Annotated in this window: 14 protein-coding genes, 2 pseudogenes and 1 riboswitch; of the genes and pseudogenes, 14 read left to right on the forward strand and 2 right to left on the reverse strand. The window is 67.6% G+C overall.

The features are described from left to right. Together A5646_RS18365 and A5646_RS18370 are read left to right on the forward strand one after the other, a co-directional pair. On the forward strand, positions 1 to 371 hold a 371-nt coding region (locus A5646_RS18365), incomplete at its 5' end, for a VOC family protein (RefSeq protein WP_067023231.1). A gap of 49 nt (positions 372 to 420) precedes the next feature. After that, positions 421 to 1,914 carry an FAD-binding protein gene (locus A5646_RS18370; protein WP_067023234.1) on the forward strand — a complete coding sequence of 498 codons (1,494 nt, stop codon included), beginning with the start codon at positions 421 to 423 and terminating at the stop codon, positions 1,912 to 1,914. Between the two features lie 3 nt (positions 1,915 to 1,917). Here A5646_RS18370 and A5646_RS18375 read toward each other — a convergent pair whose 3' ends face one another. Further along, entirely contained in the window at positions 1,918 to 3,837 is a 1,920-nt protein-coding gene (locus A5646_RS18375; protein WP_066872709.1) for an ABC transporter ATP-binding protein/permease, read from the reverse strand. A gap of 71 nt (positions 3,838 to 3,908) precedes the next feature. Between A5646_RS18375 and A5646_RS18380 the strand changes: the two genes are divergently transcribed. The 12 genes and pseudogenes from A5646_RS18380 to A5646_RS18435 form a co-directional block, all read left to right on the forward strand. Continuing rightward, on the forward strand, positions 3,909 to 5,552 hold the full coding sequence (locus tag A5646_RS18380; protein ID WP_066878233.1) for an acetolactate synthase: 1,644 nt from the start codon (positions 3,909 to 3,911) through the stop codon (positions 5,550 to 5,552). Between the two features lie 37 nt (positions 5,553 to 5,589). After that, positions 5,590 to 7,920 carry an accessory Sec system translocase SecA2 gene (secA2, locus tag A5646_RS18385; protein ID WP_066878232.1) on the forward strand — a complete coding sequence of 777 codons (2,331 nt, stop codon included), beginning with the start codon at positions 5,590 to 5,592 and terminating at the stop codon, positions 7,918 to 7,920. 67 nt (positions 7,921 to 7,987) lie between these two features. Further along, the gene (locus tag A5646_RS18390) at positions 7,988 to 8,617 is read left to right on the forward strand and encodes a CDP-alcohol phosphatidyltransferase family protein (RefSeq protein ID WP_067023237.1); all 630 of its coding nucleotides are present in this window, start codon (positions 7,988 to 7,990) and stop codon (positions 8,615 to 8,617) included. After that, complete coding sequence (locus tag A5646_RS18395) at positions 8,610 to 9,536, forward strand: DUF881 domain-containing protein (protein ID WP_067023240.1); 927 nt, start codon at positions 8,610 to 8,612, stop codon at positions 9,534 to 9,536. The genes A5646_RS18390 and A5646_RS18395 overlap by 8 nt, the downstream gene beginning before the upstream one ends. Positions 9,537 to 9,591: 55 nt before the next feature. Continuing rightward, the gene (locus A5646_RS18400) at positions 9,592 to 9,924 is read left to right on the forward strand and encodes a small basic family protein (protein ID WP_007170008.1); all 333 of its coding nucleotides are present in this window, start codon (positions 9,592 to 9,594) and stop codon (positions 9,922 to 9,924) included. 22 nt (positions 9,925 to 9,946) lie between these two features. Then, positions 9,947 to 10,813 carry a DUF881 domain-containing protein gene (locus A5646_RS18405; RefSeq protein WP_066872724.1) on the forward strand — a complete coding sequence of 289 codons (867 nt, stop codon included), beginning with the start codon at positions 9,947 to 9,949 and terminating at the stop codon, positions 10,811 to 10,813. A 28-nt stretch (positions 10,814 to 10,841) separates the two neighbouring features. Continuing rightward, a complete protein-coding gene (gene gcvH, locus A5646_RS18410) occupies positions 10,842 to 11,240 on the forward strand; it encodes a glycine cleavage system protein GcvH (RefSeq protein WP_066872726.1) in 399 nt (132 codons plus the stop codon). A gap of 295 nt (positions 11,241 to 11,535) precedes the next feature. Next, positions 11,536 to 11,997, forward strand: coding sequence for a glycogen accumulation regulator GarA (gene garA, locus A5646_RS18415; protein WP_369806961.1), 462 nt, complete (start codon positions 11,536 to 11,538; stop codon positions 11,995 to 11,997). After that, the gene (locus A5646_RS18420; protein ID WP_066872735.1) at positions 11,997 to 12,749 is read left to right on the forward strand and encodes a MerR family transcriptional regulator; all 753 of its coding nucleotides are present in this window, start codon (positions 11,997 to 11,999) and stop codon (positions 12,747 to 12,749) included. The genes garA and A5646_RS18420 overlap by 1 nt, the downstream gene beginning before the upstream one ends. 112 nt (positions 12,750 to 12,861) lie before the next feature. After that, entirely contained in the window at positions 12,862 to 13,356 is a 495-nt protein-coding gene (locus tag A5646_RS18425) for a bifunctional nuclease family protein (RefSeq protein WP_007771374.1), read from the forward strand. 273 nt (positions 13,357 to 13,629) lie between these two features. Then, positions 13,630 to 14,259 carry a MerR family transcriptional regulator gene (locus A5646_RS18430; protein WP_066872738.1) on the forward strand — a complete coding sequence of 210 codons (630 nt, stop codon included), beginning with the start codon at positions 13,630 to 13,632 and terminating at the stop codon, positions 14,257 to 14,259. Between the two features lie 61 nt (positions 14,260 to 14,320). Beyond that, a riboswitch (glycine riboswitch) is annotated at positions 14,321 to 14,418 on the forward strand. A 171-nt stretch (positions 14,419 to 14,589) separates the two neighbouring features. Continuing rightward, a pseudogene (locus A5646_RS18435) lies at positions 14,590 to 15,106 on the forward strand (glycine dehydrogenase (aminomethyl-transferring)); the annotation flags it as partial. 50 nt (positions 15,107 to 15,156) lie between these two features. Here the strand turns inward: A5646_RS18435 and A5646_RS30010 are convergent. Further along, positions 15,157 to 15,285: pseudogene (locus tag A5646_RS30010) on the reverse strand (hypothetical protein); the annotation flags it as partial. Positions 15,286 to 15,303: the final 18 nt, after the last annotated feature.

A 15,303-nucleotide genomic window follows, 5' to 3' on the forward strand; every position in this document is an offset into this window, starting at 1 on the left:
CGGAGGCGTGCAGCTACCGCGGCGAGGCCGCCGACTTCTTTGCCAGCATCTCGCTGAGCTACCTCGGCGACATGCAGTTAGAACTGATCCAGCCGGTCCGCGGCCAGAACATCTATAGTGACTTCCTGTCCGAGCGCGGGCCGGGTTTGCACCACATCTGCATGGAGGTCGAAAGCCCCGAGCAACTGGAAGTGGCGGTGAGCGAGGCCGGCGAGCGGGGCGCCGCGGTTGTGCAGCGAGGCGTGATGCCCGGCGGCATCCACTTCGTCTACCTGTCCGCGCCGCAGGCGGGCGTGCCGTATGTGGAGCTTGCGTACGTTTCGCCCGAAATGCGGGCCTTTTACGACTACATCAAACAGGAGCAGCGGTGAGCCGCGCCGGCGACGGTGCGCGACGCAGCGATGAGGAGGAGTGGCGCCCATGAGCACGGAGATACCGGCGACAGTCAGCGCGAACGACGTGACCGCGTGGTCGGATGACGTCGACGTCCTGGTGATCGGGTTCGGCATTGCCGGCGGCTGCGCCGCGGTCAGTGCGGCCGCCGCCGGCGCGCGGGTGCTGGTGCTCGAACGCGCGGCCGCGGCGGGCGGCACCACTTCGCTTGCCGGGGGCCACTTTTACCTCGGTGGCGGGACCGCGGTGCAGCAGGCGACCGGTCAAGACGATTCCGTCGAGGAGATGTACAAGTATCTGGTCGAGGTGTCGCGGGAACCCGAACTCGACAAGATCCGCGCCTACTGCGAGGGCAGCGTCGAGCATTTCAATTGGCTGGAAGACCTGGGTTTTCAGTTCGAGCGCAGCTACTACCCGGGCAAGGTCGTCGTGCCGCCGGGCACCGAGGGGCTGAGCTACACCGGCAACGAGAAGGTCTGGCCCTTCTGCGAGCGGGCCAAACCGGCACCGCGCGGGCACTCGGTGCCGGTGCCCGGCGAATTGGGCGGCGCGAGCATGGTTGTCGACCTGCTGCTCAAGCGGGCCGACGCCCTGGGCGTGCAGATCCGCTACGAGACGGCGGTGACCAACCTGGTCACCGACGGCGACGGCGCGGTCGTCGGCGTGGCCTGGAAACACTTCACCGAAACCGGCGCCATCAAAGCCAAGTCCGTGATCATCGCGGCCGGCGGATTCGCGATGAACCCGGAGATGGTCGCCGAGCACACGCCCGCATTGGGTCAGGAGCGACGCACCAAACACCACGGCGTCGTGGCGCCCTACATCCTGGGCAATCCCAACGACGACGGACTCGGCATCCGGATGGGCGTCTCGGCCGGCGGCGCCACCAAGAACATGGACGAGTTGTTCATCACCGCGGCGGCCTATCCGCCCGAGGTGTTGCTGACCGGCGTGATCGTCAACAAAGACGGCCAGCGCTTCGTCGCCGAGGACTCTTACCACTCGCGGACGTCGGCCTTCGTGTTGGAGCAGCCGGACCAGACGGCGTACCTGATCGTGGACGAGGCGCACACCGAGATGCCCGCCATGCCGCTGATCCGCTTCCTCGACGGGTACGAGACGATCGCGGAAATGGAAGCCGCGCTTGGCATTCCGGCCGGCAATCTTGCGGCCACGCTGGACCGCTACAACAAGAATGCCGCCGCGGGCGAGGATCCCGATTTCCACAAGCAGCCGGAATTCCTTGCGCCGCAAGACAATGGTCCGTGGGCGGTATTCGATCTGTCGCTCGGGCGGGCGATGTACTCGGGATTCACCATCGGCGGCCTCGCGGTGACCGTCGACGGCGAGGTGCAGCGGGAAGACGGCTCCGTCGTGCCCGGCTTGTATGCCGCCGGGGCGTGCGCGTCCAACCTCGCCCAGGACGGCAAGGGCTACGCGAGCGGAACGCAGCTGGGCGAAGGGTCGTTCTTCGGCCGCCGCGCCGGAGCGCACGCGGCGCAACGCGCCGGGGGAGCGTAGGCGTCAGACCGGCGCGGGTTCCTTCTCGACGGGTCCCAATTGCCATGGGCCGCCGCCGAGCAGGTGCAGCTGCTGGGAGTGGTGTTGTTCGACGGTGGGCCGGTGGCTCACGCTGACCATGACGCACTCGGGCAGCTCGGTCCGCACCAGCTGGTACAGCGCGAATTCCAGGCCCTCGTCCAGCGCGGAGGTGGCCTCGTCGAGGAAGACCGCCTTCGGCTGGGTCAGCAGGATGCGCGCGAAGGCGACCCGCTGCTGTTCGCCAGGCGAGAGCACCTTGGCCCAGTCGTTCTCTTCGTCGAGCCGGTTGATCAGCGGCGCCAGGGCCACCTTGGTGAGCACGTCGCGTAGCTGTTCGTCGGGCACGTTGTCCGGCGAGTTCGGGTAGCACACCACGGTGCGCAAACTGCCCAGCGGCACATACGGCAGCTGGGACAGGAACATCGTCGCGTTGTCGCCGTCCGGGCGGCACAGGGTCCCCGAGGCGTACGGCCACAGTTCGGCGAGGCTGCGCAGCAACGTGGTCTTGCCGGCCCCGGACCGGCCGGTGATCACCAGGCTGTCGCCCGAATCGAGCTGGATGTCCAGCGAGTCGACCAGCTGATCGCCCTCCGGCGTGCGCACCTCGATGCCGCGCAGCTCCACTGCGGAATCCTCGCTGGGCTTGACCAAAATGGTGGGCAGCGCGCGGCCCTTGCTGTTGGCGTCGACGAGGCCGTGCAGCCGGATGATCGCCGCCCGGAAGGCCGCGAACGCGTCATAGTTGTTGCGGAAGAACGACAGTGAGTCGTTGATGTTGCCGAAAGCCTGCGCGGTCTGGGTGACATCGCCGAAGGCGATCTCCCCGGCGAACAGGCGCGGCGCCTGAATTGCCAACGGCAGCGGAATGATGGTCTGCGTCGCCGACCAGTTCCATCCGTTGAAGATGATGGTCCGGCGGACAAACCTGCGGTAGTTGTCGATGACCGGCGTGAAGCGCCCCCACAGCTGCGCCCGCTCGACGCGCTCGCCGCGGTAGAAGCCCACCGCCTCCGCGGCGTCGCGCAACCGCACCAGGGCGTAACGGAACGCGGCGTTGAGTTTCTCGTTGTTGAAGCTCAGCCAAATCAGCGGGCGTCCAAGCCAAATCGCGACCACCGTCGCGATCAAGACATAGATCAGAACGGTCCAGAACATCGCACGCGGCACGGTCACACCGAAAAGATCGAAGTCTCCGGACAAATTCCACAGGATCGCGGCGAACGAAATCACCGATGCCACCGCGTTGACGGCACCGAACAGCAGGGTGTTGGTCGTCCCGTTGGACGGGATGTTCGGGGTGCCGCCCGCCCCGGCGGTGAAGATGTCGACATCCTGTTGGATGCGCTGGTCGGGGTTGTCGATAGTGTTGTCGATGAACAGATCCCGGTAATAGGCCCGGCCCGCGAGCCAGTCGTCGGTCAGATGGCCGGTCAACCACATGCGCCAGGCGATGATGAATCGCTGCGTCAAGTAGATGTCGAGGATGACCCGGGCGATGAAGATGGCCGCCAGCAGGATGAAAATTCCGAGCGACACCCAAAAGTTGTGGATCCCGGACTGTTTGACCTCATTGTTCCCCGTGGCGAGCCCTTTCAGTGCCACCTGCAACGCCGTGTACATGTCGTTGCTCTGATAGCTGAACAGCACGTTGAGCCGGACCGAGAAGAGCACCAGCAGCAGCAGCACACCGAGCCCCAGCCAGGCCCTGACGCTGGTCGGCCCGACGAAGTAACCGCGCGTGATCCGCCAGAATTGGCGGCCCCACGGGGTCAGATACCTGGCGGCGACCAGCGCGGCCAGCAGGCTGACGGCACCGATAACCCATGCGATGGCGAGCCACCGCAGGGAATCCTGAAATGCCGACGACCAATCGATGGACGGTTTGAACAGCTTCGAGTCCAATTTCGGCGTCTCCTTCTGCGGTCGGCACTTCCCCGCAAATTACCCGAGCGGTTCTCGAATAGGCTGCGCAGATGAGCATCGACGCTCCATCCAGCCAGACCGTACATGCCGGCCGACTCATCGCGCGCCGCCTCAAAGCCAGCGGTGTCGACACCGTCTTCACGCTGTCCGGCGGCCACCTGTTCTCCATCTACGACGGGTGCCGCGAAGAAGGAATCCGCCTGATCGACACCCGCCACGAGCAGACCGCGACCTTCGCCGCCGAGGGCTGGTCGAAGGTGACGCGGTCGCCGGGCGTGGCCGCGCTGACCGCGGGCCCGGGCATCACCAACGGGATGAGCGCGATGGCCGCCGCGCAGCAGAACCAGTCGCCGCTGGTGGTGCTGGGTGGCCGGGCGCCGGCGCAGCGCTGGGGCATGGGGTCGCTGCAGGAGATCGACCACGTACCGTTCGTGGCGCCGCTGGCCCGCTTCGCCGCCACCGCGCAGTCGGCGGGCGACGCCGGCCGGCTCGTCGACGACGCGCTGCGCGCCGCGGTTACAGCGCCCTCGGGCGTCGGCTTCGTCGACTTCCCGATGGACCACGTGTTCTCCGTGTCCGACGATGACGCCCGGCCCGGCGCGCTCGTCGACCTGCCACCCGGGCCCGCGCCCGACGGTGCGGCCCTGAGTCGGGCCGCGGCCCTGCTCTCCGCGGCGCAGCGGCCGGTGATCATGGCGGGCACCAATGTGTGGTGGGGGCACGGCGAGGCGGCCCTGCTGCGCCTGGCCGAGGAACTGCACATCCCGGTGCTGATGAACGGCATGGCCCGCGGCGCGGTTCCCGCCGACCATCCGTTGGCGTTCTCCAGGGTCCGCGGAAAAGCCTTGGGGGAGGCCGACGTTGCGCTGATCGTCGGGGTGCCGATGGATTTCCGGCTCGGCTTCGGCGCGGTCTTCGGGCCAGACACCGAGCTCATCGTGGTCGACCGGGTCGAACCCGACCGCCGCCATCCCCGGCCGGTGGCGGCCGAGCTGTACGGCGACCTGTTGACGATCCTCGCAGCGCTGGCCCCGGCCACCGGGAGCGACCACCGCGGCTGGATCGACGAACTGCGAATCGCCGAGACCGCGGCGCGCGACAAGGAGAAGGCCGAACTCGCCGACGACCGCATCCCGCTGCATCCGATGCGGGTCTACGCCGAGCTCGCGCCGATGCTGGACCGCGACGCCGTGGTCGTCATCGACGCCGGCGATTTCGGGTCCTACGCCGGGCGGGTGATCGACAGCTACCAGCCGGGCTGCTGGCTGGACAGTGGACCGTTCGGCTGTCTGGGGTCGGGCCCCGGCTACGCGTTGGCCGCCAAGCTGGCCCACCCGGACCGCCAGGTGGTGCTGCTGCAGGGCGACGGCGCGTTCGGGTTCAGCGGCATGGAATGGGACACCCTGGTTCGGCACCACGTGCCGGTCGTCTCCGTGATCGGCAACAACGGAATCTGGGCGCTGGAGAAGCACCCCATGGAAGCGCTGTACGGCTACTCGGTGGTCGCCGAACTGCGTCCCGGCACCCGCTACGACGAGGTGGCCCGCGCCCTGGGCGGGCACGGCGAACTGGTCGCCGCGCCCGGCGAGCTGCGGCCCGCGCTGGAACGGGCCTTCGCCAGCGGCCTGCCGGCCGTCGTCAATGTGCTCACCGACCCCGACGTCGCATATCCACGCCGGTCCAACCTCGCGTGATGAATCCGCGCGGTGGGTCACCGCGTACCGTTGACCTGTGCCTAAGACGACCCGCGCTCAACCCGGCCGGCTGAGCAGCCGCTTTTGGAAGCTGCTCGGCGCCAGCACCGAAAAGGACCGCAGCCGCTCGCTCACCCAGGTCAAGGACTCGTCGGAGTACGACGGCGAGGCGGCCGGGCTCAGCGACGAGCAGCTGCGCAAGGCGGCCGGGCTGCTCAACCTCGACGACCTCGCCGATTCCGAGGACATCCCGCAGTTCCTGGCCATCGCCCGGGAGGCGGCCGAACGATCGACGACCCTGCGCCCATTCGATGTGCAGCTGCTCGGGGCGCTGCGCATGCTGGCCGGCGACGTCATCGAGATGGCCACCGGTGAGGGCAAGACCCTGGCCGGGGCGATCGCGGCCGCGGGCTACGCGCTGGCCGGTCGGCACGTGCACGTGGTGACGATCAACGACTACCTGGCCCGCCGGGACGCGGAATGGATGGGCCCGGTCATCGAGGCCATGGGCCTGACCGTCGGCTGGATCACCGCCGAGTCCACCAGCGAGGAACGCCGGGCCGCCTACGGCTGCGACGTCACCTACGCCTCGGTCAACGAGATCGGCTTCGACGTGCTGCGCGATCAGCTGGTGACCGACGTCGCCGACCTGGTCTCACCCAACCCCGACGTGGCCCTGATCGATGAGGCCGACTCGGTGCTGGTCGACGAGGCGCTGGTGCCGCTGGTGCTGGCCGGGACCACCCACCGGGAGACACCGCGGCTGGAGATCATCAAGCTGGCCGGCCAGCTCGAGGCCGGCACCGACTACGACACCGACGCCGACAGCCGCAACGTCCACCTGACCGAGGTCGGCGCCCGCAAGGTGGAAAAGGCGCTCGGCGGCATCGATTTGTACTCCGAGGAGCACGTCGTCACCACCCTGACGGAGATCAACGTCGCGCTGCACGCCCACGTGCTGTTGCAGCGCGACGTGCACTACATCGTCCGCGACGACGCGGTGCACCTGATCAACGCCGCGCGGGGGCGCATCGCGCAACTGCAACGCTGGCCCGACGGCCTGCAGGCCGCGGTGGAGGCCAAGGAGGGCATCGAGACCACCGAAACCGGCGAGGTGCTCGACACCATCACGGTGCAGGCGCTGATCAACCGTTACGCGACGGTGTGCGGCATGACCGGCACCGCGCTGGCCGCCGGTGAGCAGCTGCGCCAGTTCTACAAGCTGGGTGTGTCACCAATTCCGCCCAACGAGCCCAACATTCGCGAAGACGAATCCGACCGCGTGTACATCACCGCCGCCGCCAAGAACGACGCGATCGTCGCCCACATCGCCGAGGTGAACGAGACCGGGCAGCCCGTGCTGGTGGGCACCCGCGACGTCGCCGAATCCGAGGACTTGCACGAGCGGCTGCTGCGCCGCGGGGTGCCCGCGGTGGTGCTGAACGCGAAAAACGACGCCGAGGAAGCTCAGGTGATCGCCGAGGCCGGCAAGTTCGGCGTCGTCACCGTCTCCACCCAGATGGCCGGGCGCGGCACCGACATCCGCCTCGGCGGCTCCGACGAAGCCGACCACGACCGGGTCGCCGAGCTCGGCGGGCTGCACGTCGTCGGAACCGGGCGACACCACACCCAGCGGCTGGACAACCAGCTGCGCGGGCGCGCCGGGCGGCAGGGCGACCCGGGGTCGTCGGTCTTCTTCTCGAGTTGGGAAGACGACGTGGTGGCGGCCAACCTCGACCACAACAAGCTGCCGATGGACACCGACGAGGACGGCCGGATCGTCAGCCCGAAGGCGGCGGGCCTGCTCGACCACGCCCAGCGCGTGGCCGAGGGCCGCATGCTGGACGTGCACGCGAACACCTGGCGCTACAACCAGTTGATCGCCCAGCAGCGCGCCATCATCGTAGACCGGCGAAACACGTTGCTGCGCAACCCAACCGCGCGCGAGGAGCTGGCCGAGCTGGCCCCCAAGCGCTACAAGGAGCTGGCCGAGACCGAGGGGATCACCGAGGAGCGCCTGGAGACGATCTGCCGGCAGATCATGCTGTATCACCTCGACCGCGGCTGGGCCGACCACCTGGCGTATCTGGCCGACATCCGCGAAAGCATCCATCTGCGGGCGCTGGGCCGGCAGAACCCGCTGGACGAGTTTCACCGGTTGGCGGTCGACGCCTTCGCGTCACTGGCCGCCGACGCCATCGAGGCGGCCCAGCAGACGTTCGAAACCGCCAACGTCCTCGACGAGGAGCCCGGGCTGGACCTGTCCAAGCTGGCGCGGCCGACGTCGACGTGGACCTACATGGTCAACGACAACCCGCTGTCGGATGACACGCTGTCCACTCTGAGCCTGCCCGGGGTGTTCCGCTGAGCTCGTGGCGATCGCAAGCGCGGCGCAGCCGGGCGTTCGGCGCCCAGTCGCGTTAAGGTCACGGCTCATGGAGCCGGTGCTTCCGCCCAACCGGGTGCTGACGGTGCCCAACGCGCTCAGCGCTGTCCGCCTGGCGCTGATCCCGGTGTTCGTCTATGCGCTGCTGGTCGCCCACGCCAACGGGTGGGCCGTCGGGATTCTGATGTTCAGCGGCGCCTCGGACTGGGCGGACGGCAAGATCGCCCGGCTGCTGGATCAGTCCTCCCGGCTCGGGGTCCTGCTCGACCCGGCGGTCGACCGCCTCTACATGGTGGCCGTGCCCATCGTGCTGGCGTTCAGCGGGATCGTGCCCTGGTGGTTCGTCATCGTGCTGATCGCGCGCGACGGCCTGTTGGCCGCGACGCTGCCGCTGCTGTGGAGTCGAGGCCTGACGGCGCTGCCGGTCACCTACATCGGCAAGGCGGCGACGTTCGCCCTGATGTCCGGCTTCCCGCTGGTGCTGCTGGGCACCTGGGATGCGCTGTGGAGCCACGTGATCGGGGCCTGCGGATGGGCCTTTTTGATCTGGGGCATGTATGCCTACCTGTGGGCGTTCGTGCAGTATGCGGTGCAGATGACTCTCGTGCTGCGACGCATGCCCAAGGTCGATCGCGGTTCTCGCCCGTCGGCCGCGGCGAAGGTGGCTGACCATGGCTGATAGGGATCCCCTGCTCGGCGGCTATGACCCCAATGCCGGGCACAGCGCGCATGTGGCGTCGCGACCGAAACAGATCCCGGTGCCCTCGCTGCTGCGCGCCCTGCTCTCCGAGCACCTCGATCCCGGTTACGCCGCGGCGGCGGCCAAGCGCGGTGCCGCCGACGCACCATCCGGTGGGCGTCGGCGGGTGGTCGGCTGGCTCTGGCAGGCGCTGGCGGCGCTGCTGATCGCGACGGTGTTCGCCGCCGCGGTCGCGCAGGCCCGCTCGGTGGCTCCGGGGGTGCGCACCGCCCAGCAGCTGCTGTTGGGCAATGTGCGGTCGGCCGAAGGCGCTGCGGCCAAGCTGAGCCAGCGCCGCGGCGAGCTGGCGACGCGCGTCGACGACGTTCAGCGCCACGCCCTGGCCGACGACGCCGAGGGGCAGCGGCTGCTGAAACGCCTTGACGCGCTGAGCCTGGCCGCGGCCAGCACGGCGATCATCGGGCCCGGCCTGAAGGTGACCGTCACCGATCCCGGCGCCAGCCCGAACCTTTCCGACGTTTCCAAGCAGCGGGTCAGCGGCAGCCGGCAGATCATCCTGGACCGCGATCTGCAATTGCTGGTCAACTCGTTGTGGGCCAGCGGCGCCGAGGCGATCTCCGTCGGCGGAGTGCGGATCGGGCCGAACGTGACCATCCGGCAGGCCGGCGGCGCGATCCTGGTCGACAACAACCCGACCAGCAGCCCGTACACGGTCCTGGCCATCGGTGCGCCGCGGGCGATGCGCGACGTCTTCGACGGCAGCCCCGGCCTGCAGCGACTGCGGCTGCTGCAGATTTCCTACGGTGTCGTGGTTACGGTGGACGCCGCCGACGGTCTGTCGCTGCCAGCCGGATCGATCCGGGATGTCAAGTTCGCCAAGCAGATTGGGCAACGGTGAGAGAAGTCCTGAACAGACGCATTCCCCTGTGCGAGACGCGGACGGGAAACCACGCATGATCGGTATCGCAGCGCTGGCGATCGGCATCGTGCTGGGCCTCGTCTTTCACCCCGCGGTGCCAGAAGTCGTCCAGCCCTATCTGCCGATCGCGGTGGTCGCGGCGCTGGACGCCGTGTTCGGCGGGTTGCGCGCATACCTGGAACGGATCTTCGACCCGAAGGTCTTCGTGATTTCGTTCGTGTTCAACGTGTTCGTGGCCGCCCTGATCGTCTATGTCGGTGACCAATTGGGGGTGGGCACCCAGCTGTCCACGGCCATCATCGTCGTGCTGGGTATCCGCATCTTCGGCAATGCGGCCGCGCTGCGGCGCAGGCTGTTCGGGGCGTGACGCACTTGAGGTTGAGGTTGACGTGAGCCAGGATCCGCAAGATCGCGCCGGCGGCCAGCGGGCCGCCGGCCACGGTGGTGACGGTGCGACCCCGGAACAGGGCTCGCCGCGCGGCCGCCACGAACTGGCCGCGAAAAGCCCCCGTCCCGAAATCGGTGCGGTGCACCGCACCGGGTTGTCGGGGATGGTGCGCGGCGGCCGCTCCCGGATGGCGTTCGGGACGCTGGCCGCGATGCTGTGCCTGCTGCTGGGCCTCGCGATCGTCACTCAGGCCCGCCAGACGGAGTCGGGTGACGCGCTGGAGACGGCGCGGCCGGCGGACCTGTTGGTGCTGCTGGATTCGTTGCGGCAACGCGAAGGCACGCTCAACACCGAGGTGAACGAGCTACAGAACACGCTGAATTCGTTGCAGGCGTCGGGAAACAACGACCAGGCCGCCATCCAGTCCGCGCAGTCCAGGCTGGCGGCGCTGTCCATTCTGGTGGGGGCGGTCGGTGCCACCGGGCCCGGCGTCACCGTCACGATCGAGGACCCCGGGCCCGGGGTTTCGCCGGAGGCGATGCTCGACGTGATCAACGAGTTGCGCGCCGCCGGCGCCGAGGCGATCGAGGTCAACGACGCACACCAGTCGGTGCGAGTGGGTGTCGACACCTGGGTGGTGGGGACGCCCGGGTCGCTGACCATCGACTCGAAAACGCTGGCACCGCCGTATTCGATTCTGGCGATTGGCGATCCGCCCACTCTGGCCGCGGCCATGAACATTCCCGGCGGCGCGCAGGACACCGTCAAGCGCGTCGGGGGGCGAATGTCGGTCCAGCAGGCCGACCGGGTGGACGTGACCACCTTGCGGCAACCAAAACCGCACCAATACGCTCAGCCGGTCAAGTGAGCATCACCCGAACAGAACAGGATCACTCGTGAGCGATATCCCGCCCGATCTGCGTTACACCGCCGAACACGAATGGGTTCGTCGAAGTGGGGATGACACCGTGCGAGTGGGCATCACCGATTTTGCGCAATCGGCGTTGGGTGATGTGGTTTTCGTTCAGCTGCCCGACGTGGGCACCGAGTTGACCGCGGGCGAATCCTTCGGTGAGGTCGAATCCACGAAATCGGTGTCGGACTTGTATGCGCCCGTCTCGGGCAAAGTCTCGGCGGTCAACGCCGATCTGGACGGCAGTCCGCAATTGGTGAACTCCGACCCGTACGGCGCCGGGTGGTTGCTGGACGTTCAGGTATCCGAGGTCGGCGAATTGGAGTCGACAATTTCTTCGCTGCTCGACGCTGAGGCCTACCGCGGAACGCTCACCGAATGAGGATTGCTAATGTCCCTGCAGCCCCGCACCGCCGGCGAGCGGCGGGGCCAGGGTACGGGGGAATCGGAGTTTCGGTTCGTCAGGTGGTGGGCGCATTGCAGGCCGGTGCGCGGTACCGTCGACACATCGACCTTTGAAGACCTTCGAAGATCGCTGAAAGACACGTGACAGACACTTTGACAGTACGAAACGGCAGTAATCGGCATACCGGGCAGAGAAACCTGGTGCACAAGCCGGCCGAGCGGCCCGGACAGACAACGCCACAGCAGCCAGTGAGGAGCAGCGCGTGACGGACATGGACAACGACCAGAATTCGGACGAAGTCACGGTAGAGACGACTTCGGTCTTCCGTGCGGACTTCCTCAACGAATTGGACGCGCCCGCGCAGGCGGGAACCGAGAGCGCGGTATCCGGGGTCGAAGGGCTCCCGGCGGGCTCGGCGTTGCTGGTCGTCAAGCGGGGACCGAATGCCGGTTCGCGATTCCTGCTGGATCAGGCCACCACGTCCGCCGGGCGGCATCCCGACAGCGACATTTTTCTCGACGACGTGACCGTCAGCCGCCGGCATGCCGAATTCAGGTTGGAAAACAACGAATTCAGCGTGGTCGACGTTGGTAGTCTCAACGGCACTTACGTCAATCGTGAGCCCGTGGACTCGGCGGTGCTTGCCAACGGCGACGAAGTGCAGATCGGCAAGTTCCGCTTGGTGTTTCTCACCGGACCCAAGCAGGGTGAGGATGGAGGATCTTCAGGCTAGTGAGCGCACCCGATAGCTCGGCACTGGCCGGGATGTCGATCGGGGCGGTCTTGGAGTTGCTGAGGCCGGACTTCCCCGATGTCACCATCTCCAAAATCCGCTTCCTGGAGGCCGAGGGGCTGGTGACGCCGCAGCGGGCCGCGTCGGGGTATCGAAGGTTCACCGCATATGACTGCGCGCGGTTGCGGTTCATCCTTACTGCGCAGCGTGATCACTATCTGCCGCTGAAGGTCATCAGGGCGCAACTGGACGCCCAGCCCGACGGCGAGCTGCCGCCCGTCAAATCGTCATATTCGGTCCCGCGACTGGTGTCGGTGGCGGGCACCGGGGACGGCGCCGGCTCGGATCCGCGCTCGGACACTTCGGCGGTGGCCCCCACCCACGTCCGGCTGAGCCGCGAAGAGCTGCTGGCGCGCGCGGGCGTGGACGACGAGCTGCTGACCTCGCTTCTCAAAGCGGGAGTCATCACCACCGGGCCCGCCGGATTTTTCGACGAGCACGCCGTGGTCATCCTGCAATGCGCCCGGGCGCTGTCGGACTACGGTGTCGAACCACGGCACTTGCGGGCTTTCCGCTCGGCCGCCGATCGGCAGTCGGACCTGATCGCCCAAATCGCCGGGCCGGTAGTCAAAGCCGGCAAAGCCGGCGCCCGCGACCGCGCCGACGATTTGGCGCGCGAGGTCGCCGCACTCGCCATCACGTTGCACACGTCGTTGATCAAATCCGCCGTTCGCGACGTTCTGGATCGGTGAGGACTAGACTTCGTTCGACAGCTTGGTTTTCGGCAGTAGGGCGGATTTTTGACCTCGCCGTCCTGGCGAGTAACCAATCCAACCGGCGCCACAATGCGGAGGGCAGACACAAATGGGTGAAGTTCGTGTTGTCGGCATTCGCGTAGAGCAGCCGCAGAACCAGCCGGTGTTGTTACTGCGCGAAACCAACGGCGACCGTTACCTTCCGATCTGGATCGGTCAGTCGGAGGCCGCCGCCATCGCCCTGGAACAGCAAGGCGTCGAGCCCCCGCGCCCGTTGACGCACGATTTGATCAGGGATGTCATTGCCGCCCTTGGACATTCGTTGAAAGAGGTGAGGATCGTCGATCTGCAAGAGGGCACTTTCTACGCCGACCTGGTGTTCGACCGCAACATCACCGTGTCGGCCCGCCCCTCGGACTCGGTGGCGATCGCGCTGCGCGTCGGCGTGCCCATCTACGTCGAGGAAGGCGTGCTTGCCCAGGCCGGCCTGCTGATTCCGGACGAGAGCGACGAGGAAGGCGGCACCGCCGTCCGCGAGGACGAGGTGGAGAAGTTCAAGGAATTTCTCGACAGCGTGTCTCCGGACGACTTCAAAGCCACCTAAGCCTGTTACCAGCGCTTTGGGATCGGGGTGCCGGCTGGTTTAGCCTGGATGGCGACATCACGGATGCGTCTCAAACAGCACCGTGATCTCGACACGCTGGCGGATAGCTCGCCGACTTGGCCCCGCGGCGGCCATACTTTGATCGCGACTACAGGCGCGGTGGCTATCTACAGAGCGTAAGCTCTACTAGCACTCGGGCTTGAGCAAACGTGGCTGCGATGCAGCCTTCAGACGCAGCCAACGACGAGAGCGCGATCGCGGAGAGGAACCACCGTGAGCGAGCAGCCACGCCAAGAGCAGCTCAACCTAGCGGACAGCGCTAACCCGGCGCCCAGTGACCGCAGTGTCACCGTAGCCAGCGCACCCGTACAGCCCGGCCTTTTCCCGGACGACTCCGTGCCCGACGAGCTGGTCGGATACCGCGGTCCGAGCGCCTGCCAGATCGCCGGCATCACCTACCGCCAGCTGGACTACTGGGCCCGCACCTCACTGGTGGTCCCGTCGATCCGCAGCGCGGCGGGCTCGGGCAGCCAGCGCCTCTACTCGTTCAAGGACATCCTGGTCCTCAAGATCGTCAAGCGGTTGCTGGACACCGGGATCTCGTTGCACAACATCCGCGTCGCCGTCGATCACCTGCGCCAGCGCGGCGTCCAGGACCTGGCCAACATCACCCTGTTCTCCGACGGCACCACCGTTTACGAGTGCACCTCGGCCGAAGAGGTCGTCGACCTGCTGCAGGGCGGGCAGGGCGTTTTCGGCATCGCCGTGTCCGGCGCCATGCGCGAGCTGACCGGCGTCATCGCGGACTTCCCCGGCGAGCGGGCCGACGGCGGCGAATCGATCGCCGAGCCCGAGGACGAGCTGGCGTCCCGGCGCAAGCACCGCGACCGCAAGATCGGCTGACGGCGCACCGCGCCACGCGCGACGTGGCGCTCCGCGCGGCCGAGTAAGCTGGGCAGCGCATCGCTTTCGTGCGGGAGAGTTTCGTGGCTGCCAGTCACGGACGCCGAAGGAGCAACACCTCTCCGTCAACCTCTCAGGCACCCGGACCGCGCGACATCATGATGCCTCTGGAAAGCGGCGTGGACCCGTGGGTCCGCACCCGCCGATGGGGAAAGGCGCTCGGTAGCGGGCGCCGAATCTCTCAGGCGCCCGGCGATGGGTGAAGACAGAGGGAGAGGGCCGTTAGTCCTCTGCCCCGATCCGTCTTCGCCCGCCCACACAGGAGTTCCAGTGTCCGATCAATTCACCTTTGCAGCTCGGCACATCGGCCCGGACAGTCAGGCCGTCGCGGCCATGCTCGCCGTCATCGGTGTCGACTCGCTGGACGACCTGGCCGCCAAGGCGGTGCCGGCCGGCATCCTGGACCGGCGCGGCGACGGCGGCGTCGCACCCGGTCTGGACCAACTGCCGCCGGCGGCCACCGAGACCGAGGCGCTGGCCGAGCTGCGGTCGCTGGCCGAGGCCAACACGGTGGCCGTGTCCATGATCGGGCAGGGCTACTACGACACGCTCACCCCGCCGGTATTGCTGCGCAACATCCTGGAGAACCCGGCCTGGTACACCGCCTACACGCCGTACCAGCCGGAGATCAGCCAGGGCCGGCTCGAGGCGCTGCTGAATTTCCAGACGATGGTCGCCGACCTCACCGGCCTCGAGGTCGCCAACGCCTCGATGCTGGACGAGGGCACCGCGGCGGCGGAGGCCATGACGCTGATGCACCGGGCGGCTCGTGGCAAGGCCAACCGCCTGGTGATGGACGCCGAAGAAGTCCCCGTCGGGCAGGCCGTCACGCAGGTCGGCGGTGACGATCTCGATGCCCAGCGGCTTGGCCCGGGTGGCCACGATGGCCGCGGTCTGGGTGAACAGGTCGGCGTCCATCACCAGGCGGTTGGCCTTGCCACGAGCCGCCCGGTGCATCAGCGTCATGGCCTCCGCCGCCGCGGT

Origin of the sequence: Mycobacterium sp. 1245499.0 (genome assembly GCF_001673615.1) — a bacterium.
GTDB classification, from domain to species: domain Bacteria; phylum Actinomycetota; class Actinomycetes; order Mycobacteriales; family Mycobacteriaceae; genus Mycobacterium; species Mycobacterium europaeum_A.